Source organism: Cupriavidus sp. SW-Y-13 (genome assembly GCF_009793345.1).
Taxonomy (GTDB): Bacteria; Pseudomonadota; Gammaproteobacteria; order Burkholderiales; family Burkholderiaceae; genus Cupriavidus.
The window spans coordinates 119,560-144,543 of record NZ_WHLX01000003.1; the positions used below are offsets into that span (position 1 = coordinate 119,560).

The following is a 24,984-nucleotide window of genomic DNA, read 5'->3' on the forward strand; positions in this document are numbered from 1 at the left end:
CACGTCCGTGTCCCGGTCATAGCCGGTGACAGGTACTTTCGACCCTGAGCTGCACGGGATGGGACACCCGGATCTCATGGTGGCCAGGTGTCCCATCAGGGATAGAACCTTACGGTCGACTCGGGAAGATGCCCTGCGTGCAGATCACGTAGTACAGGCCGGTCGGCTCCAGCGACCGCAAATCTGGCAGCCGGAAGTTGTTGACGCCATCGCCGCCGAACTTGACACCCAGCAGCGCGAACAGGGCCTGATTGCTCTGAATGCTCATGAGGCGCCCGTCGGCACGCACCCCGCCAGCCGCGAAGCTGGCGGCAGACAGCCAAACCGTGGCCATCGTGCAGTCACCGCTGACGCCGTCGCCCACGTTGGTGTCGTTGTTGCCCAAGCCGGGAATCGTGCCAGCCGGTCCCGTAGCGCCAGTTGCGCCTGTGGAACCGGTCGCGCCCGTGGCACCCGTTGCACCGGCTGGCCCGGTAGCGCCCGTTGCCCCCGTTACCCCAGTCGCGCCGGTAGCGCCCGTGGCGCCGGTCGGGCCAGTCGCACCCGTAGCACCCGTAGCACCCGTAGCACCTGTTGCCCCGGTAGCGCCGGTAGCGCCGGCAGAACCCGTAGCACCGGTGGCACCCGTATTCCCCTGAGCCCCCGTGGCGCCCGTCGGGCCCTGCGGACCCGTCGCCCCGTTGGAACCATCCACACCGTTTGCACCTGTAGCACCCGTTGCACCGGTAGCGCCCGTGGCACCCGTAGCGCCAGTGGGGCCCACCGGACCCACCTTGCCTTGCGCCACATCGCTCGACAGCGCTGCCAGGGTCGAATTGGTCAGCTTAAGCTTGGCCGCAATCTCTTCCAGACGATCGTCGTACTTGTCGCCGTTGCGGGGATTGAACTTCTGGTTCAACAGATTCAGCGAATCGGCGTCAACCCCGAGGGACGCCAAGCGCTGCTTGACCTGCGTGATGGCCAGCGCCAGCTTGTCGCTGGCGGCTGCGGCGGAGACTGTCGAGAAGCTGGTGAAAAATGCTTCGGTATCGGCACTGCCGGACGCTGCCGCGACAACTAGTTCGGTAATCGGCGTGACGTTGGTGGTGCCGGCACTTTCGATGTACGAATGCAACACTTCGCCCGAGGCTGTGGTGACGCGCAATACGCAAGGCAGAGCCAGATTTGCCGTGGAAGCGCTCCAGCTGCCATCTGTGCCGGTGGTGACGGTGGTTTGACCGCTGACGCATTTGATCGTCAGCGCCGCATTGGTGATGGGCGCACCCGTGGCCGCCGTGCCCGAAACTGTCGCTGCCGGCAGTGCCGTGGGGGTGCTGGCGCTCGTTCCTGTGTCGTCGCCGCCGCAGCTGGCAAGAAGTACCGCGGTGGCAATCGAAAGGGCGGCAGCCCATTGTCGTTTTTTCATTTTTCCCGTACCCGTTAAGATTGATAGTTTTCGAGGATCTGGCCTCCGGAGCGGGTATGCAGGGCCGCTGCTCGTGGCGGCAAGCATGTTAGCGATGATTGGATCGAACTGGGCATTACATTTTGCCCCCCCGTCGGGGGGCAGACAGAATGCGCGCATGATTCGCGCACGACCGGCAAAGCGGGTATCCTTCGCCCCGGATTTTTGCCACTCGGAGTCTCACGTGCCCCGCATCTGTCTGAACATGATCGTCAAGGACGAAGCCCCCGTGATCGAACGCTGCCTGGCCAGCGTCAAGCCGTGGATTGACTATTGGGTCATCGTGGACACGGGGTCGAGCGACGGCACGCAGCGCACGATCCGTGAGTTCATGGCCGACGTGCCGGGCACCCTGCATGAGCGCCCATGGCGCGACTTTGCGCATAACCGCAACGAGGCCATGGCCCTCGCCCGCACGGCCATGGCAGGCGCGGACGATTACCTGCTGTGTATCGACGCCGACGAGACGCTCCGCATGACGCCTGACTTCGCGTGGCCCGACCTGCAGGCCGACGGCTACCAGTTTCGCTGCGAGCTTGATGGCTGGCACTACTTGCGCAACGCACTAGTGCGCGCGCGTCAGCCATGGCGGTGGGAGGGCGTGCTGCACGAATTTCTGACGCAGGACGGGCCGCACCGTTGGGACCCACTGTCTCACGCCACCATCGTCGTGTCGCGCGACGGCGCGCGGGCGCGCGATCCGCAAACGTACGTGCGCGACATCGAGGTGCTGGAGAAGGCGGTTCGCGAGGCGCCCGGCAACACGCGCTATCGCTTCTATCTTGCGCAAAGTTGTCGCGATGCAGGCAAGCTGGACGAGGCCATCCGCCACTATGAGGAACGCGCCGCGATGGGCGGCTGGGAAGAGGAAGTCTGGTTCGCGCGCTTTCAAATCGGCGCGCTGCGAGAACGCCGCGGCGACGCGCTAGCCGCAATTCAGGCGGCCTATCTTGATGCCTACCAGCTTCGACCCACGCGCGCGGAGCCGCTCTGCGCGCTGGCGCGTTACCACCGGCTGCGGAGCGAATTCGCGCTCGCACACCTTTACGCGCAACAGGCCGCCGCCATGCCGCGTCCGCCCGACTCACTGTTTGTCGACGATTCCGTCTATGCCTGGCGCGCACTTGATGAACTCGTCGTCAGCGCTTATTACGTGGGCGCCATCGATCAGGGCCGCCACGCGCTTCAGCGACTGATCGCGGATCGGCAATTTCCCGAAAGCGAACGCGCCCGCATCGTGGCCAACTGTCAGTACTTTGGTATCTAGCCCGTCCGCGTGTTGGGACTGCCGCCTGCTCCGCCTATATCTTGGAACATGTCTCGCATGACCCGCTATCGGCCAAAATCCAGCGATGCTGGAAGGGCATGGCGCTGTGCCGCTCGCCGAGTGGGACGGCAATTGTGGCGTGGCAACTCGGTTGGCTAAAAGGCTGGCTCACCAAGCGCATCACGAATAGTAAGGCTGCTCCGTGCGTAAACCGCGACTCGGTCCATTGGGGAACCAGGGGTACACCGCAGTTCTGTCCGCCAACGAAGCCATTGCACTCACCAAGTACACAGCAGCACCACACCGCCAGGTCATCGCCTGCGAAACACCTACTGCCGGCGGCTGTTGATTCGTGGCGTTGCTCCCGACGCAGTCACGGAACGGCTAAGCCTGGCCAGCAACGGGACGGTTAAACGCATTGCCGCCACAATCCACGCACCCGATAGCCAAGATTGCCCCCTCTTTAGCCGGGAGGCTGTCGCAGGCTTGCTACGCCATACTCGCAGCTGGAATTTTCCGGACCAAACGAACTGAAAAACACCCGGGAGCAACAGCATGGTCACCACCCTTGCATGGGCTCTGTACGCCCTCACCCTCTTGGCGGCGCTTTTTGTAGGCCTGCACTGGATAATCACGAACGACCCGAGCTACGCATGGGTCGAGTAACGAGCAGCTTAGCGGCGTTGGCCATAATCGCCGCTGCACTGGGCACGGCCAACGCATTCACGAAATGCCAGCGCGCCGGCCGAGTGTTGTACACGCAGGATCTGTACTGCCCAACCGGTTTTGCATCGGTTGCAAGCACTGCCATCGGCACGGTCTCCACTATCGGCAAAAGTGAGGGCGTCCGCCGGCAAGAGCAGGAGTTCCTCGATGCGCGCGCGAGCACAGCTCGCTCGGCGTCGCAGAACTCTATCGCAGCTACCACGCCCGTGCAGGCCCAGTCGCAAGCCGCAGTATGCGATGCGCTTGCCGATCAAGCCAGGACGGTCGAAGCTTCGATGCGGCGCCCAAACCCCTCGTCGTGGCAAGACAACCTGCGCCAGCAGCACCGAGGGATCCGCGACCAACAGTACCGGATGGGATGCTAGGCTTCCCAAAATCTGGATATCGACAGGTCACCGGTCGTACATGGAAACAAGCCGGTCCCAAAACGTCGCAGCGCGTGGCGGCGGCCCTTGTCCGGCTTCACGCCGCCGCCACGCTGCTGGCTACCGGTGGGAAGCGATGGGCTACAAGATTCTCATACCCGGGGAACTGGTGCCGCGCATGCACCAATGCCAGACTTGGAGCGCAACGGACGGATGCCGACGGCTTGGCGCGCATAAAAAGGGCCGCCGACGAGCACGACGGCCGGTGTTTGAGTACCGCTCATCATGGAACGGGCGCCGGTGCGGTAGGTGTTGGAGGTGGTTGCCGCCGCGCTTTCGTGCCAAGTCATGCATGGCCTAGATGCCTAGCTTGTGTCCTTCATTGCGGCAAGGCCGGCACCAGCCTGCGTGGCGGATGTTGTTGTCGAGTGCCTCCCATTCGTGGCCAGACTCGCATCCGAAGCGGTAGGATGCGCGCTACGAGGCCGCAGAAAAGGCCCCTGAGCAGCAATGCGATTTCTATTGCAAGAAGCGCGACATTCTAGCTAAGCTGTCACGATCCGGCCAAACGCCGGAATTCTCGAAACAGGAGCTCCATGGCAACAAATAAGACGGCCGCCCCGAAGACTGCGGCAAAAAAACCGGCAGCGCCGGCGAAAAAGGCTGCACCTGCAGCAAAAAAGGCAGCTGCCGCTCCCGTGGCTAAGCCAATCAAGGACACGTTCAACAAGTCGAGCCTGCTCGCCCACCTGATGACGCAGACCGAACTGGACAAGAAGACGGTGCAGACCGTGCTTGCCCACCTCGAAAACACTATCGTCGGCGCTGTGCACAAGAAGGGCGCGGGTGAATTCACGCTGCCGGGCCTGTTCAAGGTGTCGGCCATTCAGGTACCAGCGACCAAGAAGCGTTTTGGCAAGAACCCCTTCACTGGCGTTGACCAATGGTTCGCAGCGAAGCCGGCTTCGGTCAAGGTGAAGGTGCGCCCACTGAAGAAGCTGAAGGACGCGGCCCTGTAATACCGCTGCCTATTAAGCAGAAAGGTCTGGCATTTGCCAGGCCTTTTCATTTTGCTCGGTGCGTACGCCGCTCGCCGTACTACCCACAGAGAAGGACAGACAGACTAGGGACGCAGCGTTCGACTTTCTTCTCGCGTGCCGACGGACAGTCCACAGGCGAGCGCCCGCATTGCTCCACGTTCCTTCGTTCTATCCTGCCGATCTGCTATCGGGCTTCGCACCGTTCGTGGTTAAGTATCTAGAACTTGGCAGGCAACCACCGGAAATGCGGCGACGGCAGAGAGCAGCCAATGCGACGTTGACGATCGCCCAACAAAAGGCCGCATTGGATTCGAGAACAGCTTTTTGTAGTCGATGAGGCGTCGAATCGAACGTCGGCCACCGCGCTGCTGCCGCCGGAACCCGGTGCTGCACTAAACTGTTTTCTCCCTCCTCGCCCAGCCGTTCCAGATCTCTGAGAATCATCAGTGCGTCGTCATCAGTCGATGCGACTAGATCTCCCAATTGAGACACCACGTCGTGTGTGGTCCGCATCAGCACGTGTTTCGCGCAGGAGCGGCGGTCATGAGCGAACAAGACGGATTTGACCAACCCAGCTACAAACCGATCCGGGGATGCGCATCGCACCGTCCGATGCCAGCCGTGTGTTCGACGAATTTGAACGTGCCGCGGGCGACGATATTTCCGGCACAGAGGGCCTATGCCGGTTTCTTCACGGGCAGATCCACTTTACGTCTCGTTAAGGGGCAGATACCCACTTTTGACCGTGCCTTCGCCTCCCCATTGCGGCTATGACGAAATGAGCGCGCAAGCTGGCCGTTCTGCAACACGTCAAAGCCCGCTATCCCAGCCGCGAAGCTCGCTGCTGATGGCGTACTGCGGGTGCATGGTGCGCCGCTTCCTTGACACAGATGGTCGAGGTGTTGCACTGCAGATTTGAGGCCCCCTTCTGACTGAGATAAATAATAAATATTTTCTATTGCCCGGTAATCTAAGATTCGAATAGGTGTTAGCCGTTGGAGCGAATTCTGACTTGGCAACCCACAAGTTGGAGAATCAGAATGAAGACACATGCAGAAGCAGGGCTCCTTGCAAAGATTGCACAAATGACACACACCCCGATCTACGATGTAGAAATGGCCTATGACGCCGCATGCGATGACTTGCGGAAGGACGCGAAATCACAGGACTACATTCCTCTTTTTGCGGCGAAGCGTGTGACCGCGCACTTCATGAAAGCAGCAGTACGCTGAAGTGGCGACTGTCGCCACAAACCGGAATACGTAGTGGCTCCCCACCCGCGGTGGCCCTCCGGGGAAACCACTTGAATTCAGTCGTTCCGAGCCGGGGTGGGTTGACAAGGTGCTGGGGCGCCTGAGGCTCCCGCCGAGCCGACAGATCGCTACGGCACATCGGTAGGCAACGTGGCATCGACAGAGGTCCCAATTGCGTCAGGTCCGTCCTGGTATATGCCTCCGTGTTCGGTACCGAGGCGTGCGTGCAGAGGCGTGGCGCAGCCAGTGCGGCGATGCCAGGAAGCACAACGCCTGCGTCGCTCGCGCGCCAGCAGGCCATCGGTCACGGCCGCTAACTTGCCGAACCAACGCTTCCCACGCTTACGGGCGCGCTCCAGACGTGCGCCGGTGCCGGCCATCGTTCCAAAGCAAGGGAAAGGGACAGTTATCAAGTGATCTGGCTGTGATTGCAGCGGAGCATCGCCTGGAAACATGCGTGGGTGCTGAGTGGCGAAATTGCAAAAAATCAAGGGGACCCTCATGCCAGCCCCGCTGGCACGCTAGCGTACCGACAAACCGTCGGCAACCGCCCACAGTCAAGCCAGATGTGATCCGAGCACGAGGGATGGCTGCTCAGTAGCCCCTGCCCCCATTCCACCGGACTGCGGAGGATCCATCGAAAACCGTGGTGTGGAGGATGTAATGCAAGCTAAGAGTGATGGCCACAGTGTGATCGTTTTCCCCGACCTTCTCGGTGGCTGGTATTTCGTAGAAATTGACGGGAAAGCCGTTTATCGCTTTGGTCCCTTCGAGTCATACAAAATCGTGAGCGATCTAGTGCCAGTTCTGTTTCCGGAAGTCCCCAAGTTGGAAATTTTGGAACCCACAGAATTCGATGACGATGCGCTGATGATCCTTGGCAATGGCGAACGGGTAGCGGAAACATCTAGGGAATAAGCAATTCGTTTAGTGAGTGGGCGCCCAGACCAGGGCGTCCCTCTCTGGCACGTTCTCAGTCCATTCCAATGATCCCTGCGGGGAATGTGAAGCACACCAGGATCGCCCCACCGTCGCCAACCATAGCCGGAAGTGGCCCGTACCTTCCCGCACGCGAGATCTGGGGGAACCAAGCAACCGCTTTTCCGCGTCCTCCCGCTCCTTCGAACTGAGAGGGGATCAATGACCGCAGCAGCCCAGAACGGTTCACCGGAGGCGCAGCACCATGGCTGACGTAGTCAGAATGTACTCTCTCACGACGTTAGCGAGGATCCGCGCTGTCGTGCCGCCGCCTCACGTATGCAATGGATGAAGTAATCTGACGGTGAGGTCATAATTGCGCCTTCCCGCTGAAGCAGCGCAATTTGTAACGCCGGCGGGTCCTCCGGTAGGTCGAGCTGAACCAGCTTGGGCTCCGGGGCGACAATAAGTACGTGCCGGGTCAGCGCCATAACAGTATCGACGTTGAGCAGTAGCTTGCTGGTCAGCAGATTCGACGTGGACCGCGTAATGCGACGCGGCAGCGGCAGGTTATAGCGTGCGAACACCGTTTTTATGTAGCCGGGAAACTGCTCGGTAGCATCTGCATGCAGCCATTCGGCATCCTGCAACTCGGCAAAACTCGTCGCACCAGCGTACCTGCTTCCGTGCCGTGTCACGAAGGCGGTGGGAAGCGACAACAGCGGCTCGCAGGCGACGAACGCGTCGTCCACCGGCGCCCCTGGCACCGCGGCCAGCGCAAAGTCCAGGCGGCTATTGCGCAAGTTGTCGAGCAGCTTCGGTAAGTTCCACTCGCGAAACTCGACCGATACCTCGGGCATCGCCAAACGGAACTGCGCGAACGCCTCTGAAATGACCATCGCCCCCGCCAGCGGCGACACACCAATGCACAGGTGCCCACCCACCACACCTCGCAACTCCGCCATATCAGCCTCAGCGCGTTCGAACTCATGCACGATCAGACGAGCGCGCGCTAGTAAACGTCGACCTTGCTCTGTAATCGACACACCCCATGAATTCCGCGTGAGTATTGCCACGCCAACTTCGGATTCCAGCTCACGCATCGCACGCGTGATTGCTGGCTGGCTCACGCAGAGCGCGCGCGCAGCGGCATTGATGCTGCCTTGTGCGGCGATTGCAGTCAGGGCTCGCAAATGATGCAACTTCATATCTATACGGCTTGATTTTCGACGGGTGCAGTTAGCTGTGCTCTGATACGGACGACGATAATGGGGCAGCACTATCGCTCTACGCCAGTATGCCTTGCGCACGTAATGATACGTCCCAAGCGCAGTGCGTCTTGCCCCGGAGTGGGGACCCACCGGCGGCGTACCAGTCGTACGGCGGCCCGCAGGCACCACTACCGCACATCAGAAATTCGTCCTGCCGTGCAGTACAGCGCATGCTATTTCGCTTTGGATACGCCGTCGCATTCAATCCAGGGGGACCCCACACGGCGCTATAACAATTCGTTATCCACATCCAGATTTGTGCGTACTCGCTTGCCCAAGATTTCCATAGCATGTCGACTTTGTATCACGGGCGACACCCATGATTTTCGAGCGAGATACTGAATTGCGGACCACGCAACCAGCAACGAATGCCGGGCCGACCCGCTTTTCGCGTGGACTGACTCTCCGTCGAGGCGGATCGGCCCTCCAGAACGACGGCATAGACCATCAACTCCGGCCTGGCAAATCACGCGCTACGCCACTCCAATCTCCTCCAGCTCAACAACATCCACGCACCACGGTGCGGCAGCTTGCTGCCGTCGCCAGTGTAGCGCGGAGGAACCCCTGCCCTCGCTGCAGAGCCTGTAGCGAATTTCGCCATCAAGAGGAGAAGAAATGAAACGCACGGTCCTGTGTGCGGTTGCCCTTGCAGCCGCCACCTTCGTAACGTCCGGTTGCTCGGATAGCAGTGCAGCCAGTGCTACCTATGACAGCGCACTCGACGCTGCGTCAAAGGCCCAGCAGCCGGCAGTCATGCAAATGCTGGAGCAGTTAGTCAATATTGAAACTGGAACTGGCGACACAGTCGGAATGCCTCAGATGTCGGACTATCTCGCCCAGCAACTCGCGGGGCTTGGTGCAACCGTCAGCCGCCACAAGGCTGAAGCCGGCGTGGTCGGAGAAAACATTGTGGGACGGTTCAAAGGCACGGGCTCGGTCAAGATTCTGATGATCGCGCATATGGATACCGTCTATCCGAGAGGATATATCACCAAGGCACCGTTCCGCATCGAAGGGAATCGAGCCTACGGCCCCGGCATCGCGGACGATAAGGGCGGCATCGCCGTCATTCTCAACTCGCTCTCAATACTCAAGTCGCGAAGCTTCAACGAGTATGGTGAGATCGTCGTCATGTTCAATACCGACGAAGAGAAAGGCTCATTCGGTTCGCGCGATCTCATTCAGCAACTGGCAGCGGGCGCCGACTATGTCATCTCCCATGAGCCCAGCGGAGAAACGGAAGGCATTGGCCTCGCCACGTCGGGTATTGCATACGTCGAGGCAACAATCACCGGCAAGGCGGCACACGCCGGCGTCGCCCCAGAACTCGGTGTCAACGCGCTGACCGAGGCAGCCGACCTCATCCTGCGCACGCAGGACATCGATAGCAAGGATAAGGAGATGCGCTTCAATTGGACGCTGGCCAAAGCCGGTAGTGCATCGAACGCTATTCCTGACTCCGCCACGCTGAACGCCGACGTCCGCTACGGTCGCAACGAAGATCTCGACGCGATCCAGTCGATGCTCGACGAGCGGGCACAACGCAAGCGCTTGGCCGCTGCCAAGGTTGAGGTGAGCGTCACACGCGGCCGGCCTGCCTTTAACGCAAATGATGGTGGCAAGTTCCTCGCCAACAAGGCGGCCTCGATCTACCAAGAGCTTGGCTATTCGTTGACAGTGTCCGACACCCGGACCGGAGGCGGCAGCGACGCGGCCTACGCAGCGTTGTCCGGCAAGCCGGTGGTGGAAAGCATGGGCCTCCCAGGCTTTGGCTATCACACCTCTTCGGCTGAGTATGTTTTGGTAGATGCCATCCCGCGCCGACTGTACCTGAGCACCCGCATGCTAATGGACCTGAGCCGCGGCCGCTAATTTCGTTGCATTGATTGTCTGCCGGGTCACCGGCAGGCCTCTCCTGGCCTATTGGAATTCACGATGCAGCGGATTCGTGATTTCGCACAGTCTTACTAACCATGAACGGCGGGCACGGTCGCGAACATCGCTTGCATATGACGTTACCGGAAACGGCCGCGTTGTGATGACCTTCAGCATCGTTCACTCGAATGCCGGTGATGGGCCCACCTTGGCAGTCAACTTCCTACACACACCTCTATCTTGCCGATCTGCCACCGAGCTTCGCACCGTCAGTACGCTTCGGAGATTTCGGCAATGATGATGTAGTCGGGCTGCGACCTTTCCCGGCCCACATTAAAGTCACGAAAGTCATGTTGTTAGGGCGACTAAGGGCGTATGCTGGGACTGCCGCCCTGGCGAGCAACCCACTAGGAGAAACACCATGGCCAAGAGTCAACTACGCAGCACTCGCGAAGCGAAGAAGCCCAAGCAGCCCCCGAAGCCGTCAGTGCCATCAAGCCCACTCAGCACAGTTCATTCTCGGGGTGGGAACGAAGGTGTCGCCAAGAAGAAGACATAAATCGAGGGGTCGCGGACAGGGGCCACTGATCAATGCAACTTGTAACGTCCACCCCAGGAAAATGATATCTCTACATTGAAAGCGCAGACCACTTCGGGAGGCGCATGATGACCCATCACAATACAGACCCCACTTTTCGCGGGCTTCCTCTCACAGCCGAGCAGGACTCGGAAATCCGTCACTACCTGAGCAGGAAGGCCAAGCTGGGCAAACCATGGAATACCCCCGAGCTGCGCGGGATGATTGAGGACATGTTGCTGCCGCCAAATATCGAGGACGACAGCCAAAACGACCTCCCATCCGACACGTTGGCCGCCGCAGAGCGCGCAGCCGCATTCGTCGATCAGGACATGGAGCCAATCGAGGCGTATGAGGAATTACATGCCGCAACGGAAGCCGAGAGCATGAAAGGCGATACGCAATAGCCGGACCGTCGCGTCGATAGTGAGCATGCAATCCGGCCCATCAAAGGCGTAGAACAAAGGACGACACGTGGCACTCAGTTTTTCCAACCCCAGCCGCAGCTATGATGGCACCAAGCATGGCGTTTGGTTCTGGGGTTACGACAACACACGCGAGATTACCTTTTTTGTGGAAGACCACGTGCTGATGAATTTCGACTCCGATCTCGAAGCCGACGAAGCTGGGGTGCTGGCATCCTTCGACCGGCATCGCGATGAGATCTTGAAGTTTGCTATGTCCCTCTATGTCAACGATCGGCGGCAGGCTCTCTACACGCTGCACTGAGAAACCCTTGTGCAGCGCGCCCCCGGTTCATGACACATGGCGGAACACGCTGGATAGAGAGTGAAATCGTCCCCTGTGGGTCGGGAACAGCCGACCGCCGCCGAATCTCGCAATACGTGTGCTGGACAAGACCCGCCCTCGCTACACCGGTGCGCGAGGGATGCCCTGTATGGACTCGGCAATAGGGGCCCATGACGCCCCAGCGATGCATTTCGAGTCGCCAGCGCTTGACATCTCGGCCGGCGCGAACTTTGCTTGCGATAGGAAGCGGCTCTCCAGCTATCGCACATGCCCTTGCAGACGCCCCCTTCACCCTCGGCCCATACTTGGGCCCTGCACTGCACTCTCTTTCGCGGGCAGACTCCGCCGCGCGCGTGCCTGTACGTACTCGCTGATCTGCGCCAAGGCGTCGCGCTATCGGCCATACTGGCCGAACAACCGCTGGGTGGTGCCTTGGGCGCATGGCTGGAGGCGGCCGCGATCGGCAGGACCCCGCCAAGGGCGCTGCAGTCGACCGAACTGCCCTCGGCGCAAGACCGGCGGGCTCTTTGCACATGGATTGCAGCCTACGACGTTGTTCTACAGCCGCAGACTCTGGGTGGGCGTTTCTGGAAGCCTGTAGATCAACTCTTGCAATCGGCGTGGGAGAGCCTTGGTCTGGCGCCTGGCGCAGTCGGCGAGATGCCGACCTGGTCCGGCGCGCAGAAGGGACTGGACCGCTGGTTTCGCGAACATTGCCGGCACCTTAGCGGGGTGTGACACCGCGTGCGGCGGTCGTCTGCGATATTGCCTACCCGGTGGTGGGACCGGCGCTAGTCGCTGCAGGTCCTGAGCATCGTGCGAAGAGCAGTTTTTCCCGTGCATCGCTGCGCACTCGGTTCGTCCTGTAAAGATAGTCCTACGCCCACCCGACGGCTGGACTACTAGGACGGGTCACGCACACGCGGGCGCAGCGCTTCGCGTAATCGCCTTGGCGAGCATCGGACCGGCCAGCAGTACGGTGAAAAGTCTAAGCGTTTGTACGGCCACAACGAAATTCATGTCCGCATGCGATCCCAACGCGACGGCAACGATCGAATCGAGCCCGCCTGGTGACGTCGCCAGATACGCAGTGATGAAGGTCACGGATGACAGGCTCGAGATCAGCCATGCCGACAATCCGCACATGACCAACATGGCTAAGATGCCTCCGAGCATTTCAGGCAGCGAGCGCAGCATGGGCAAGGCCAGCTCTCGGCGAAATTGCAGCCCGATGGCCCACCCGATGACCATGAAGCATCCCAGCAACAGCAGTTTGGGCACCTCCAGCGGGATGGGTATTGCTGCGGACCAGACCGAAGCCAGAACAAGTGGGGCGAGAAACGCGCCGGTGGCAATGGGGCGCCGCGTACCGAGCCAGCATCCCACCACACTGATGGCTACGGCGGCGACTGAACCGATCCCCGCATGCGACGCTGAAATTAGCGGCCCTTGGGCAACGCCGAGCGCCGCGCTGTCGTTAGCCACCATAGCATGCGCGAGAACGGGAACCGTGGCGACGACCATCACGACGCGCAGGTATTGCATGAGCGAGACGAGGATGCCATCGCCACCGTTCTGTGTAGCGAGGCTTCCCATCACGGCTGCCGCACCGGGCAGGCAACCCCACGCACCCGTGGTGCCAGGCAGGGATGAAAACCGAGTAAGGATCCAGCCCACGAGCACAGCGCAAGCGACCGTCAGCAATACGCCGAGGAGCACCCAAGCGTTACCAGCCGTAGCGCACAGGACCTTGACGTCGAGAGTGCTGGCAATTGCCACCCCTGTCATGGCCTGTGCAATGGCGACGAACAATGGCCGCACACGCGTGTGTGCCCCCGAGAAGCCGAAGCACATCGCCACAACCATCGCGCCAACCAGCGGGCTGGCGGTTGCGATCCAGGGCGTGAGCAACCATGAGAAACCGAGCGACCCGGCGAGGAGCACGATCCATTGCATTAAAAGAGTTAGGCTTGGCATATCCGGTATTCGACTAATCTTGTGTACTGATTTGGGTCATTGGGTGCATTCCGCGCCTTGCTTCAGCAGAGGGCGACACGGACGGCAAGCCCGCCCAACGAGGTTTCTTTGTATTTCGAGTGCATGTCTGCGCCCGTTTCGCGCATGGTGTGGATCACGGCATCGAGGGACACAGTGTGGGTGCCGTCTCCGCGCAGGGCCATGGCAGCGGCATTGACCGCCTTGACGGCGGCGATGGCGTTGCGCTCGATGCACGGAACCTGGACCAGCCCCCCGACCGGGTCGCAGGTCAGGCCGAGGTTATGTTCCATGCCGATCTCCGCGGCATGTTCCACTTGCTCGGGTGTGCCGCCGAGTACGGCAGCCAGCGCCCCTGCAGCCATGGAGCACGCGACACCGACCTCTCCCTGGCAACCCACTTCAGCGCCTGAAATCGATGCGTTCAGCTTGTACAGCGTTCCTATTGCCGCAGCGGTCAACAGGAAATCGCAGATGCCATCGTCGGTAGCATCCGGGACAAACCACACGTAGTAGTGCAGTACGGCCGGGATGATGCCAGCAGCACCGTTGGTCGGGGCGGTAACGACACGGCCTCCGGCGGCGTTCTCTTCGTTAACCGCGATAGCAAACAGATTGATCCATTCCATTGATCCGAAGAGGCTACCGGCGACGCCAGTGTCGGCGTCAAGCCGCCGCATCAGATCAGGCGCACGCCGTTGGATACCGGAAGACGGTAGTGGCCCGCTCACCGAGCATCCCCGTGTCACGCATTCCTCCATCACCTGCCAGATGTTAAGAAGACCGACTCGCACGCTGCCCGCGTCATTCCACGTGAGTTCATTTTCCAGCATTATTCGGGCGATCGATTGACCCGAACGTCGGCATAGTTCCAGCAACGCTGCGCCCGAATCGAAGAACCGGGGAGGACGCGCACGATCCCCCTGCCCCCGCGCTTCAGGATCCGCGGTAATGAACCCACCTCCGATCGAGTAATAAGTAACGGCGCTTAGCACCTCGCCACCGCTTGCCCATGCGCGAAGGGTGAGCGCGTTCGGGTGCGCTGGCAAAGGCAGGTTCTCGAAGCGAATATCGCGAGCCGAATCAAACTCGATGCTGTGCCTGCCCCCAAGCGTCAGACGCCTGCCTTCCGTCACGATCGCCATCAACTGAGGAACCAATGCCGGTTCGATGGCCTCTGGCGACTCGCCCATCAGACCCAATATCACGCCGCGATCCGTAGCATGGCCTCTGCCAGTGGCACCGAGAGACCCGTGCAGGGTGACTGTGACCGAGCGGACGCGCTCCAGGATGCCTTCCTGCCCCAGCCGGTCTATGAATGCCTTTCCGGCTCGCATCGGTCCCACCGTATGCGAACTCGAAGGGCCGATACCAATCCGGAACAGATCGAACGTACTTAGGTATTGAGTCATGATGAGTGCACTGGAACTGTCAGTGGTGAAACCCAAACGGGTCACTCCGTTTTGCGGCGTGCGCCGAATCGCCACAACGCGACAAGGCTTATCAGGCAGCAAGCTTGCACGTACCAGCCGGCCGATATTGGGTTGCCGGTCTGTTCGATCAGCCAGGTCACCACGAACTGCGCTGTACCGCCGAAGAACGTGACGGCAATGGCATAGGACAAACCGACACCGGTGGCCCGCATGGCAGGCGGAAAAGCCTCGAGCAGCGTGAGTAGCAGCGACGCCCCCCCGATTGCCATCACGGCACCGGACACAGCTAATGCGGCGATCGCAACGTAGGCTGTATCGGGACGGACATTGACGAGAAGGTGGAAGACGGGCATGACAAGCAATGCCGCGAAGCCGAACGTAGCAAGCAAGAACGGCTTGCGACGCTTGAGACGATCCGCCAGCAAACCAGACAGCGGTGATACAAGCAGCAGGACCACTGCCGACACCCCTGCCGAGAGAAAGCCAAGTGCCGCGGGCATGTGCATGACGCGCGTTAGATAGCTCGGCATGTAGTAGACCATCGTGTACAACGAGACAGTGGCGCCCATGATCGAGAGTGCGCCGAGCGCGACGCTTCGGAACTCATCGCGCAACACAGCAACAACCGGCAAAGACGTCGACGATTTCGAGCCAGAATCGCCCGCCGGAAGAGGCCGCTCATGTAGCGCTCGTCGGATGTATACGCCGACCGGAGCAACCAGCAACCCGAACAGAAATGGCACTCGCCAACCCCAGTCATACAGGGCTTCTGGCGACAACGTTCTGCTCAACACCATGCCGAACCCAGCACCAGCCAATGCTGCTGCCGCCTGGCTGGTGCTTTGCCAACTCACACGAAAACCGCGGCTCGACGTCGCACCCGACTCCATCAGATAAGACATCGACGCCCCCACCTCGCCGCCTGCGGCGAAGCCTTGCAATAGCCGACCAAGCACGACGAGCAACGGCGCCGCGATACCGAGGGTGGCATACGGAGGGCAAAGGCCTATCATCGCCGTCCCCAATGCCATTAGCCAAATTGTCATGGTCATTGCGGCGCGTCGTCCTACGCGGTCCGCATAGCCACCAAGTACGATCGCGCCAAGCGGCCGCATCAAGAATCCCAACGCGAACGTGCCAACGGAAAACAAGAGTGAAGTAATCGGATTTCCTGATGGAAAGAACTGCGCGCCAATCATCGCGGCGAAAAAGCTGTAGACGGTAAAGTCGAATATCTCAAGACCATTACCGATGGATGTTGCGAGTATCAGGCGCGTCTGTCCAATCGATGGGGCATCGGTACGCTGCCCTCGGCGAGCTGTTGCTGTCGTGGTCTGCATTGTGCTTCAGATGTGTAAAAGATCCCGGAACTGGGAATGGCAGCGGGGTGCCATGGTCAGAAGTTGTGATACATCCCGAGCGAAATGTCGGACACAGTGCTGCCCTCCCTCGCCGTGATGTTTCCGGCGCTCTCACGGTTGATCATCAGGTTTGAGCTCGGTCCGTTCTTCAGGATGCTGATACGGCCGTAGAGAGCGGTCCGCCTGGAGAGAAAGTGGTCGACACCAAGCGTGGCACCATAGGCATAGTTCTGCGCGGTGGTGGTGTGGCGATAGGTAAGGGAGGCGCGGTACAGATTCATGCCCACTAGACTCTGCAGACCGGTCGAATAGAGGCTCACGTTCGGAGAGCCTGCCACTTTCGGAGCCACGCGCGTGTAGGACGCCTGTCCGACGAAGGGTCCAAAGTCTCGGATCGCGCTGAGAATCATTGAATCGGTGCGTTGGGACGGCAGTGCCGGATCGGTACTGGCGCAACTGCCTGGCAGACCGCGATCGCAATAACTCTGTGCGTAGGCGAGGCCCACGAAGGTGGTGCCATCGCTATAGTTCGCCGTGAGCGTCTTCGCATGGATGGAGGTGCCAACGGATTGATCATCCTTTAGCGACAGACTGGTATCGACGAAGAAACTATTGAAAAATCGCGGCGAGATGTAGCGGACGGTCTTGTTGAGTCGGGCGAATGCATCGACGTTCCCGGCCCCGCCCATCCCATTCATGCTGACCATCGTGGCGAACACCGACTCATGCGAGTTCCCGAGGAATGGATCCGCCCCGATGGCTGCGGAACCCATGGAAGAATACTGCCTACCAAGAGTCATCTGCCCGTACCGCTGGCTATGCAATCCGATGACTGAATTGCGGTTAAACAGCGTGCCTGCCATCTGCTGCGCACCTGTGTCCGCCAGAAGCCCGGCCTCAAGACGGAAGAATGTGGTCCATCCCTGGCCAAGGTCCTCCTGTCCGTAGATGCCAAATTTGGAAGTCCAGGCGTTACCACTCTGTACTCTCGTCTGGGACTCGGAACCCGAACGGATATGGTTGATCGCCATATCCACGGTCCCGTAGAGCGACACCATGCTGCGGCCTGGTGCGACCCCAAGGGACTGTGCACCGAACCCCGTGCCGTTGCTGTTATAGATTCTCATCAGTTGGCTTTCTTGAGCTAGCACCGACGCGGAGGCCGAGACCGCTATCCCAACGATGAAGGATCGAATGAAGCTGTTCATTGGCAGAAATTGTAGGATGTGAGACGAATCGGTCGGCACTCGCTTGAAGTGCCCGCCGTAGCCAGATTGGGAAGCCATTCTTCGATGACCTTCCCGGACTGATTGCTTTCGCTCTTGTCCGGTGTTGCGCGGAACATAGTGTCGTGACTTGCGTAGAAGAAAGCTCGCGATATTTATTCAACGCGTGTACTTTCTTTCAGCGTCATCGGCCCCTTCCTGACGCCGAAAACAACTTGATTCATACTTTCATTGGCCTGGAAATTGCTGTAGTGAATCTATATCGATTTCGGTTAGTACTAGTCTGCGATGAAGCTCAACCAACTCAAGGCCCTCCTTGCAATCGCCGATGCCGGAAGCATTCACGAGGCGGCACGGATGCTCCATCTGACACCTTCTGCACTAAGTAAGGCGGTGAAGGAGCTAGAAAGAGAGTTTGGTACGGAGTTGCTGACTCGCTCCGCAAAGGGCATGCGCCTGACGGAGTGCGGGCTGATGCTGATCAACAGGTCACGCTTGATAGAGGCGGAGATTGGGCGAATGCACGAAGACGTGGCGCGCTACCGTGGCGCACTGGGAGGCAAACTCACCATCGGGCACACGGGCACCGCCGCTACGTTGCCGCTGGCGGAAACAGTTTCTGACTTTCTGCAGCAACATCCTGCCGTCGAGCTGACCGTCTTGGAACTGCGCGGCGCCCAGATCATCAGGGGACTCGACGATGGAACCCTCGACCTGGGCATCATCAGTCAATACGGCGCGCCCAAGACCAGCCTCCAATGGCACCGGATGCTGAGCTACGACACGATGCTCGTCTCAAACCGGCGCCGGGCCGAAAAGGATACTCTCGCCACGTTGCGCAATGAACCGTGGCTGATGCTTGATCCCATAGACGACGGGGAAAGCGCGGTGGCCACGTTGTTTGCACAGTTCGATCTTCCACCGCCGAAACGGATCGTGCGGTGTTCGTCGGTCGCGCTGTTTATCCAGTTGGCCGCACGCGTCGATACAATCATGCACTGCATGGATGCCGTGCGCCCCACTTTCGAGCGCTACCTCAGCGCCGGAACGATGCATCGCGTAAGCCTTCCGCATGCGTTGCCGAAATTGCATGTCTACCTTCAATATCGCGACGAAGCGCTCCTCACCGCGCCGACAGCGGACTTCGTGGCAAGCTATACGCATCACTGCCAACGATGGTCTGACAAGACGGCCGCGTCGCTGGTACGTATGGAGATGGCCGCATGAGACGTTAAAGTTGAAGTCGACCCGCGCATCGGCAACCAGCGCTCAATCCCGCATTCATGTTCCATGCCCTTGCATGATTTCCTTGGCGATCGTGTTGCGCTGGATTTCACTGGTGCCAGTGACGATTCGGTATAGCCGGAGCCTGCGAAAAATGAACTCGACCGGATGATTCTTGGTGACACCCACGTTGCCGTGGATCTGCACGGCCTTGTCGGCAATCTGGAAGCAGGCTTCGGAAACGAAGAGCTTGCACATCGACGCTTCCATGCGGACATCGATGCCCGCGTCGGCCTTGCGGGCAGCCGCCAGCACCATGCTTTCGCAAGCAAACAGGCTCGATGCCATGTCGGCCAGCATGTGCTGAATGGCCTGGAAGCGGATGATCGCCCCGCCAAACTGGCGGCGCGTGTTGGCGTACGCAATGGACAGGCGCAACGCCTGGCGGGCCAAGCCGATCATGGTCGGGCAATGCAGCAGCCGGTTAAGGCTGATGCGGTTCATCGCGAGCCGAAAGCCGTTGCCTTCTGCGCCAATGCAGTTGCGGCGCGGTACGCGGACGTGGTCCAAGATGATGTCGGCATCCACGTACTGTCCCGTGATGGGCACGCAGGCGGTATCGAGTGTAACGCCCGGACTATCGAGATCGATGAAGATGGCGGAAATGCCTTCATTGCCTTTGTCGGGATCCGTGACGCACATGGTGAGGGCGTAGTCCGCGAATACCGAGGCGGTGATGAAGTGCTTTCTTCCCGTGATGATGTATTCGTCGCCGTCGACGACTGCGCGTGTCTGGATGCTCGCCGCGTCCGACCCCGAATTCGGTTCCGTCATGGCAAAGCAGGCGCCGCGCTCGCCGGCGATCACGGGGTCGATAAAGCGCTCCCGCTGATAAGGCGTGGCAAACCGAACGAGATTGCCCACGCGCGAAGGACCGCCCCAGTCTCCCAGTACATGCGGAAACAGGATGGCCCCCGACGCGGCCACATCATCCTTGAGCTGGCACATCGCCTCCACCGAAAGGCCCTGCCCACCTAATTCGACGGGCAACTGGGCACCGTATAACCCCAACTCCCGGCTGCGCCGCCAGATGGAACGGACCAGCTCGCGCGAGATCCGGCCTTCGTAACCGATATTCTGCTCCCGCTCCCATGGAAGCAGTTCATCCTCCAGATAGCGATGCAGCGCGGCACGCAGGTCGCCAGGGTTGGCAGCAAGTTCGGGCATTTTTGACTCCTCTTCCGACCCCGACAGTGTTGACCGTGCAGCATTCCTCCCCCATGATCGGAACGTCAGTTTCGATAACGCGGCGGAATCATATGAGGCTTGAGGACCTGAACTATTTTTTGGAAGTGGCGCAGGCTGGGCACGTAGGACGTGCTTCGGAGAAGCTTGGCCAGAGTCAGCCGGCACTGACCAAGGGGGTGCAGCGTCTGGAGCAGGAACTGGGAATACAGCTCTTCGAACGCAATGCGAAGGGCATGACGCTGACGTCCGCCGGCTCGGTATTCTTTGAACGCGTGCTGCAGGTACGGTCCTCGCTCGACGATGCCATCAAGGAAGCCAACTACCTGCACCTCGGCAAGATCGGCCTGGTTCGCGTAGGAGTACCCGCTTCGATCCTGAGCATGTTTTTCTCGGAAGCCTGCACCGAACTCATCAAGCAGCGGCCAGCCGCCCATATCCAGATCTCCATAGGACTCAACGATTCGCTCTACTCGTCGCTACGGCTCGGCGACCTCGATCTGTGCATCGCCGCCCTGGCGCGCAAGGGCGATCCGGAGTTCGAGCAGATTCCGCTGTTCGACGATGAACTCGTGGTGATTGCACGTGATCGCCATCCGTTGTTGGGCCGACGCTCGCTGCGGCTTGCCGATCTGTGCGACTACTCGTGGCTGCTGCCCAATGCCAACGTAGTGGCGCGCCGACTGGTGGAGGCGCGCTTCGCCGAAGCTGGCCTACCTGCCCCAAACGTGGCCATGGAAACCAACTCGTCAGCAGCGGCTCTGCTGTCGGTCATCCATAGCAGCGATCTGTTGACGGTGCTCGGGCGACGCTCCGTGGCACAGACCCAGGGCCTCGCCATCCTCGAAATCGCGTCGGCCCGCTGGCCGCGTTCCATCGGTGTGCTGCGCCGCAAGGATGCCTATCAGTCTCCCCTGGCCGAGCGCCTGATCGAAATCCTGCTGGAACGTTCACAGGTCTACCGCGATACCTAAGTTGCCACGCACAGATTAGCCTCACCACGCCCCCTGCCGATTCCGTGGCGTTATCGGCAAAGCGTGCACCGCTATCGGCATGCATGGCGCCACTGCCTAGACTGGTCGCCCCATCCATCCACCGGGAGACATCATGAATCTGGGGCGATTCGTCGCGCGCAGCGCACAGTACTGGCCCGACCAGCCGGCCATCCTCTTTGCCGACCACAGTATCACTTTTGCCGAACTCGACACCCGTTCCAGTCGAGTGGCCAACGCGCTCCTGGGCCTGGGCCTGCAAAAAGGTGACCGCGTGGCCGTCCAATCCTGGAATCGGCCGGAGTTGATAGAGCTCGAAACCGCGCTCTACAAGAGCGGACTGGTCAAGGTTGCACTCAACGCGCGCCTATCCGATGACGAAGTGCTGGAGACGCTTGGCAATGCGGAACCCGCCGTGCTGATCAGCGGCCCGGTCCACGCGGAGCGCCTGCATGCCTTGGCCGATGCCGTGCCGTCCGTGCGCCACCGCGTGCTATTTGGTGGCACCGATCCGCGCTTTGTGAGCTATGAACAGATGCTGTCGCAAGCTTCCGATGTCAATCCCGACGTGGAACTGGCCGATGCCGATCTGGCAGTGCTTCACTACACGTCCGGCTCCACCGGCAAGCTCAAGGCCGCCATGCAGACCATGGGCAACCGCATGGCGTCGCTGCGCAAGGTGCTGACCGGACGCATGCGCGTCAACCCCGGCGACGTGCTGGCCTTGGCGGGCCCCATAACCCATGCCAGCGGCATGTTCATCCAGCCGTTCCTGTCGCAGGGCGGGAGCATCCTGCTGCACGAGCGGTTCGAGCCTGAGGGCTTTCTCGCATCGGTGGCAACGCATCGCGTCACGCATACCTTCGTCGTGCCCACCATGATCAACATGCTGCTGGCAGTACCGGACCGCGCGCGCTTCGATCTTTCCACGCTGCGCTCGATGACCTACGGATCCGCGCCGATGGCCCCGGCACGCATCGTCGAAGCCTGGCACGCGTTCGGGCCGATCCTGTCGCAAGGCTATGGCGCCGGTGAGACGACTGGCGGGCTGGTTGCACTGACTATCGACGATCATCGCGAGGCCATTGAGCAAGACAAGCCCGAGCGACTGGCTTCGTGTGGGCGTCCGTTCAGCGAAGCGCGCGTGTGCCTGGTAGACGATGCCGGCCGGAACGTACCGGCCGGCGAGATCGGCGAAATCGTGATCGCGGGCCCCGACGTGTTTGCGGGCTACTGGCGCGAACCCGAACTGACCTCTGCCGCGCTGCGCAATGGCTGGCTCCATACCGGTGACCTCGCGCGCGCCGACGACCGGGGCTATCTGTACATTGTCGACCGCAAGAAGGACATGATCATCTCGGGCGGCTTCAACGTGTACCCCGCCGAGATCGAAACAGTGCTCTACCAGCACCCCGCCGTCTATGAAGCCTGCGTGGTGGGCGTGCCCGACCCGGTCTGGGGCGAAAGCGTCAAGGCGGTAGTAGTGCTGCGCGAAGGCGCCAGCGCGCAGGCCAACGACCTGATCCAGCACTGCGCCGAACGCCTCGCCGACTTCAAGAAGCCGAGGTCTGTCGACGTGGTGGCCGAGCTGCCGAAGAACGCCAACGGAAAGCTGTCGCGCAAGGCAGTACGCGAGGTCTTCTGGAAAGACCACGACCGGCGCGTGGCCTGACCCTGCTAGCCAGTCCGCGAATGACAAAGACCCCGCCGCGAGCGGGGTCTCTTCGTTGGCGGGCGAAACAGCTTCAGCCCATCAGCGTTTCCGCAATCTCCCGATGCAGGCGCGCGTAGGGCACCTCGAACGGATGCGGCGACTGACCCGGTGCCGCGCCAAAGTGCGCGATCACGACATCGGCCGCCGGTGATACGTAGAGACGCTGGCCGTAGCGGCCTTGCGCCGAGATGCCCTGCAATCGGTCGTGAGACAGATAGAAGTAGTTGCGATAGGAGCCGCCTGGGTAAGCCGCCGCAAAGCGGCTTTCGGCAAACAAAGCCTTGTCACCGCCGGCGCGGATGTCGGACAGCACCGCCTCGGGGATGATCTGCCGGCCGTTGAAAAAGCCGTTGCCACGGATGGCTTCGCCAAAGCGTGCCAGGTCGCGCAGCGTCAGGCTCAGCCCGCCGGACGAAAACTCGGCACCCGTCTTGTCGACCGAGTAGAACCCATCGCGCTCGGTCGACATCGGCTGGAACAGGTATGTGGACATCAGATCCGCAAGCGATTTGCCCGTGACCCGTCGCAGCACCCAGGCCAGCGCCTCGGGCTGGCCGTTGTCGTAATACAGCCGCTCGCCATGACGGCCGGCAGCCGGCTTCCTCAGCACGAAGTCGTAGAAATCTGCGGGAGATTCGGGGCGGCGCGGCAGTAGTCCAAGCACTTCAAACACGCCACCGTCCTGAGCACCCAGCGCGGATGGGCGGTCGCCCATGTCCGGCCGCACGATGCCCGCCTGCATGTCGAGCAACTGCTGGAGCGTGGCGCTGCCCATCGCAGTGCCGCGCATTTCGGGCACGTAGCTTTCCGCCGTGGCCGTCAGGTCCACCTTACCCTCGGCCGCGAGTATTCCAGCGACGATACCGAGGTAAGATTTGCTGATCGAAGCGCTGCCATGCCGCAGGTGAGGCGCCATGCCATGCAGGTAGCGCTCGAAAACCACCTTGCCGCGATGCAGCACCATGAAGGCATCGATCTCCAAAGCGCCCAGCACTTGATCGAGTTCCATCTTCGAGCCGTCAGGACCCGAAACCATTGTTGCGCCATCGAGTGCCTCGCCCGATGGCAACGCCGAAGGTGCTGCGTCGCCGCGCCAGACATCGACGGTCGGCACCGACAGCGAACGATGGATCAGCGACCAGCGCAGCCACGGTAGCTTGAACCAGTTGGTAGGTCCCACGCGCGTTTCGGGGGCCGGCGGGAATCCGACCATCACCTGGCTTACAGGTACGGCATCGGTATGGGCCTGCATTGTCATTACTTGTGCGTTCACTTGTGCGCTCATGTCTCTCAGTCTCCAAATACACCCGAACGGCGAACGAGGTCGCCCCATGCGGTTACTTCGCTCTGAAGCTGCTGTTGCAGCTCGGCCGGTGTCAGCGGCTTCCAGCCGGACCACACCTCGTCTCGCTTGCGCGCCCATTCCGGCGTTGCATTGATCTTGTTGATCGACCGGTTCAGCGACGCGACGATGTCCGTCGACGTGCCGGTCTTGGCCATGAACGCCGTCCAGCCGGTGCGCTCATAGCCGTTAAAGCCGAGTTCGCGAAACGTCGGCACATCGGGCAGGTATTGCGAGCGGTCGGCCCCGGTGACCGTCAGAATGCGCACCTGCTTCTTTGCTAGCAGCGGACGCAGGTTGAACGTGTCGAGCATGACGTATGAGATCTGCCCGCGCAGCATGTCGATCAGCGCAGCGCCGGACGCCTTGTACGGAATGTGGGTGGCCTCGAGCTTGAAGTCGTCGCGGATCTGGAAACCGTACAGGTGCGATACCGATCCATTGCCCAGCGATGCGTAGTTCAGGCTACCCTGCTGCTGCTTTGCCCAGGCCACCCACTCCTTGAACGTGCGTGCGGGGTTGGATGCGGGCACCGCGAAACCGATCGGGGCCGAGCCGGACAGCGCCACCGGCACGAAGTCCGACAGCGGCTTGTACTGGAGCTTGCGGAAGTACGAAGGCGTGATCGTGAACGTGGCGTTGGCCAGCAGGAAGTCGTAGCCTTCGGGCGGCGCCAGCAGCACGGACTGGGCAGCGATCTGTCCGGCGGCCCCCGTCTTGTTTTCCACGATCATCGGCGTGTTGCGGTACTCGTGCGCCAGCGATTGCAGGAAGTCGCGCAGGCGCAGGTCCACCGGATCTCCTGCGCCCGAGTACGTGACAAAGCGCAGCGTGCGGCTCGGCCACTGTGCCGCCGAGGCGCGCAGGGGCAGCCCCAGGGCGCCAAGGGTGCCCAATCCCAGCAGGCCGCCGCCGGCCCCCGCGATGAAGCGGCGTCGATCCGCCGCAAAGTTTGATTCACTCATG

Annotated in this window: 20 protein-coding genes; 11 read left to right on the forward strand and 9 right to left on the reverse strand. The window is 60.8% G+C overall.

Features of this window, described 5'->3' with window-relative positions:
- Positions 1–109 precede the first annotated feature (109 nt).
- Positions 110–1,405: a tail fiber protein gene (locus tag GA566_RS33635; RefSeq protein ID WP_202126974.1), complete on the reverse strand. Its 1,296-nt coding sequence runs from the start codon at positions 1,403–1,405 to the stop codon at positions 110–112.
- Between the two features lie 223 nt (positions 1,406–1,628).
- On the opposite strand from GA566_RS33635, the gene GA566_RS28030 reads away from it, so the two are divergent.
- From GA566_RS28030 to GA566_RS28050, 5 genes are all read left to right on the forward strand, one after another.
- Complete coding sequence (locus tag GA566_RS28030) at positions 1,629–2,711, forward strand: glycosyltransferase (protein WP_370459377.1); 1,083 nt, start codon at positions 1,629–1,631, stop codon at positions 2,709–2,711.
- A 653-nt stretch (positions 2,712–3,364) separates the two neighbouring features.
- Positions 3,365–3,802: a hypothetical protein gene (locus tag GA566_RS28035; protein WP_160474846.1), complete on the forward strand. Its 438-nt coding sequence runs from the start codon at positions 3,365–3,367 to the stop codon at positions 3,800–3,802.
- Positions 3,803–4,398: 596 nt separating this feature from the next.
- Entirely contained in the window at positions 4,399–4,821 is a 423-nt protein-coding gene (locus GA566_RS28040) for an HU family DNA-binding protein (RefSeq protein WP_160474847.1), read from the forward strand.
- A gap of 1,061 nt (positions 4,822–5,882) precedes the next feature.
- Positions 5,883–6,074: a DUF3562 domain-containing protein gene (locus tag GA566_RS28045; protein ID WP_160474848.1), complete on the forward strand. Its 192-nt coding sequence runs from the start codon at positions 5,883–5,885 to the stop codon at positions 6,072–6,074.
- 684 nt (positions 6,075–6,758) lie between these two features.
- Positions 6,759–7,013 (forward strand): hypothetical protein, encoded by a 255-nt coding sequence (locus tag GA566_RS28050; protein WP_160474849.1) that lies wholly within the window; start codon positions 6,759–6,761, stop codon positions 7,011–7,013.
- A 293-nt stretch (positions 7,014–7,306) separates the two neighbouring features.
- On the opposite strand, the gene GA566_RS28055 is transcribed toward GA566_RS28050, so the two are convergent.
- On the reverse strand, positions 7,307–8,221 hold the full coding sequence (locus GA566_RS28055) for a LysR family transcriptional regulator (RefSeq protein WP_160474850.1): 915 nt from the start codon (positions 8,219–8,221) through the stop codon (positions 7,307–7,309).
- A gap of 678 nt (positions 8,222–8,899) precedes the next feature.
- On the opposite strand from GA566_RS28055, the gene GA566_RS28060 reads away from it, so the two are divergent.
- From GA566_RS28060 to GA566_RS28070, 3 genes are all read left to right on the forward strand, one after another.
- On the forward strand, positions 8,900–10,156 hold the full coding sequence (locus GA566_RS28060) for a glutamate carboxypeptidase (RefSeq protein WP_160474851.1): 1,257 nt from the start codon (positions 8,900–8,902) through the stop codon (positions 10,154–10,156).
- 669 nt (positions 10,157–10,825) lie between these two features.
- Positions 10,826–11,143 (forward strand): hypothetical protein, encoded by a 318-nt coding sequence (locus GA566_RS28065; RefSeq protein ID WP_160475113.1) that lies wholly within the window; start codon positions 10,826–10,828, stop codon positions 11,141–11,143.
- 67 nt (positions 11,144–11,210) lie between these two features.
- Positions 11,211–11,465: a DUF1488 domain-containing protein gene (locus tag GA566_RS28070; protein ID WP_160474852.1), complete on the forward strand. Its 255-nt coding sequence runs from the start codon at positions 11,211–11,213 to the stop codon at positions 11,463–11,465.
- A gap of 933 nt (positions 11,466–12,398) precedes the next feature.
- Here GA566_RS28070 and GA566_RS28075 read toward each other — a convergent pair.
- From GA566_RS28075 to GA566_RS28090, 4 genes are all read right to left on the reverse strand, one after another.
- Entirely contained in the window at positions 12,399–13,463 is a 1,065-nt protein-coding gene (locus tag GA566_RS28075; RefSeq protein WP_160474853.1) for an AbrB family transcriptional regulator, read from the reverse strand.
- A gap of 62 nt (positions 13,464–13,525) precedes the next feature.
- On the reverse strand, positions 13,526–14,893 hold the full coding sequence (locus GA566_RS28080) for an L-serine ammonia-lyase (protein ID WP_160475114.1): 1,368 nt from the start codon (positions 14,891–14,893) through the stop codon (positions 13,526–13,528).
- A 41-nt stretch (positions 14,894–14,934) separates the two neighbouring features.
- Positions 14,935–16,254, reverse strand: coding sequence for an MFS transporter (locus GA566_RS28085; RefSeq protein ID WP_160474854.1), 1,320 nt, complete (start codon positions 16,252–16,254; stop codon positions 14,935–14,937).
- A 56-nt stretch (positions 16,255–16,310) separates the two neighbouring features.
- Entirely contained in the window at positions 16,311–17,483 is a 1,173-nt protein-coding gene (locus GA566_RS28090; RefSeq protein ID WP_160474855.1) for a porin, read from the reverse strand.
- Between the two features lie 306 nt (positions 17,484–17,789).
- Here GA566_RS28090 and GA566_RS28095 point away from each other — a divergent pair, with 306 nt between their 5' ends.
- Positions 17,790–18,728: a LysR family transcriptional regulator gene (locus GA566_RS28095; protein WP_160474856.1), complete on the forward strand. Its 939-nt coding sequence runs from the start codon at positions 17,790–17,792 to the stop codon at positions 18,726–18,728.
- Between the two features lie 54 nt (positions 18,729–18,782).
- On the opposite strand, the gene GA566_RS28100 is transcribed toward GA566_RS28095, so the two are convergent.
- Complete coding sequence (locus GA566_RS28100; protein WP_160474857.1) at positions 18,783–19,952, reverse strand: acyl-CoA dehydrogenase family protein; 1,170 nt, start codon at positions 19,950–19,952, stop codon at positions 18,783–18,785.
- A 92-nt stretch (positions 19,953–20,044) separates the two neighbouring features.
- On the opposite strand from GA566_RS28100, the gene GA566_RS28105 reads away from it, so the two are divergent.
- Both GA566_RS28105 and GA566_RS28110 read left to right on the forward strand, forming a co-directional pair.
- Positions 20,045–20,944: a LysR family transcriptional regulator gene (locus GA566_RS28105; protein ID WP_160474858.1), complete on the forward strand. Its 900-nt coding sequence runs from the start codon at positions 20,045–20,047 to the stop codon at positions 20,942–20,944.
- 133 nt (positions 20,945–21,077) lie between these two features.
- Positions 21,078–22,634, forward strand: a complete 1,557-nt coding sequence (locus tag GA566_RS28110; protein ID WP_160474859.1) for a long-chain fatty acid--CoA ligase — start codon at positions 21,078–21,080, stop codon at positions 22,632–22,634.
- A gap of 73 nt (positions 22,635–22,707) precedes the next feature.
- Here GA566_RS28110 and GA566_RS28115 read toward each other — a convergent pair whose 3' ends face one another.
- Both GA566_RS28115 and GA566_RS28120 read right to left on the reverse strand, forming a co-directional pair.
- Positions 22,708–23,961 carry a serine hydrolase gene (locus GA566_RS28115; RefSeq protein WP_160474860.1) on the reverse strand — a complete coding sequence of 418 codons (1,254 nt, stop codon included), beginning with the start codon at positions 23,959–23,961 and terminating at the stop codon, positions 22,708–22,710.
- A 5-nt stretch (positions 23,962–23,966) separates the two neighbouring features.
- The gene (locus GA566_RS28120; protein WP_160474861.1) at positions 23,967–24,983 is read right to left on the reverse strand and encodes a tripartite tricarboxylate transporter substrate binding protein; all 1,017 of its coding nucleotides are present in this window, start codon (positions 24,981–24,983) and stop codon (positions 23,967–23,969) included.
- Between the last annotated feature and the right edge of the window lies 1 nt (position 24,984).

Excerpts from the sequence above, each read along its gene's own strand:
- GA566_RS33635 (WP_202126974.1), bottom strand. The coding sequence starts at position 1,405 with ATGAAAAAACGACAATGGGCTGCCGCCCTTTCGATTGCCACCGCGGTA.
- GA566_RS28035 (WP_160474846.1), top strand. The coding sequence starts at position 3,365 with ATGGGTCGAGTAACGAGCAGCTTAGCGGCGTTGGCCATAATCGCCGCT.
- GA566_RS28040 (WP_160474847.1), top strand. The coding sequence starts at position 4,399 with ATGGCAACAAATAAGACGGCCGCCCCGAAGACTGCGGCAAAAAAACCG.
- GA566_RS28045 (WP_160474848.1), top strand. The coding sequence starts at position 5,883 with ATGAAGACACATGCAGAAGCAGGGCTCCTTGCAAAGATTGCACAAATG.
- GA566_RS28050 (WP_160474849.1), top strand. The coding sequence starts at position 6,759 with ATGCAAGCTAAGAGTGATGGCCACAGTGTGATCGTTTTCCCCGACCTT.
- GA566_RS28055 (WP_160474850.1), bottom strand. The coding sequence starts at position 8,221 with ATGAAGTTGCATCATTTGCGAGCCCTGACTGCAATCGCCGCACAAGGC.
- GA566_RS28060 (WP_160474851.1), top strand. The coding sequence starts at position 8,900 with ATGAAACGCACGGTCCTGTGTGCGGTTGCCCTTGCAGCCGCCACCTTC.
- GA566_RS28065 (WP_160475113.1), top strand. The coding sequence starts at position 10,826 with ATGACCCATCACAATACAGACCCCACTTTTCGCGGGCTTCCTCTCACA.
- GA566_RS28075 (WP_160474853.1), bottom strand. The coding sequence starts at position 13,463 with ATGCCAAGCCTAACTCTTTTAATGCAATGGATCGTGCTCCTCGCCGGG.
- GA566_RS28080 (WP_160475114.1), bottom strand. The coding sequence starts at position 14,893 with ATGACTCAATACCTAAGTACGTTCGATCTGTTCCGGATTGGTATCGGC.
- GA566_RS28085 (WP_160474854.1), bottom strand. The coding sequence starts at position 16,254 with ATGCAGACCACGACAGCAACAGCTCGCCGAGGGCAGCGTACCGATGCC.
- GA566_RS28090 (WP_160474855.1), bottom strand. The coding sequence starts at position 17,483 with ATGAACAGCTTCATTCGATCCTTCATCGTTGGGATAGCGGTCTCGGCC.
- GA566_RS28095 (WP_160474856.1), top strand. The coding sequence starts at position 17,790 with ATGAAGCTCAACCAACTCAAGGCCCTCCTTGCAATCGCCGATGCCGGA.
- GA566_RS28100 (WP_160474857.1), bottom strand. The coding sequence starts at position 19,952 with ATGCCCGAACTTGCTGCCAACCCTGGCGACCTGCGTGCCGCGCTGCAT.
- GA566_RS28105 (WP_160474858.1), top strand. The coding sequence starts at position 20,045 with ATGAGGCTTGAGGACCTGAACTATTTTTTGGAAGTGGCGCAGGCTGGG.
- GA566_RS28110 (WP_160474859.1), top strand. The coding sequence starts at position 21,078 with ATGAATCTGGGGCGATTCGTCGCGCGCAGCGCACAGTACTGGCCCGAC.
- GA566_RS28115 (WP_160474860.1), bottom strand. The coding sequence starts at position 23,961 with ATGAGCGCACAAGTGAACGCACAAGTAATGACAATGCAGGCCCATACC.
- GA566_RS28120 (WP_160474861.1), bottom strand. The coding sequence starts at position 24,983 with ATGAGTGAATCAAACTTTGCGGCGGATCGACGCCGCTTCATCGCGGGG.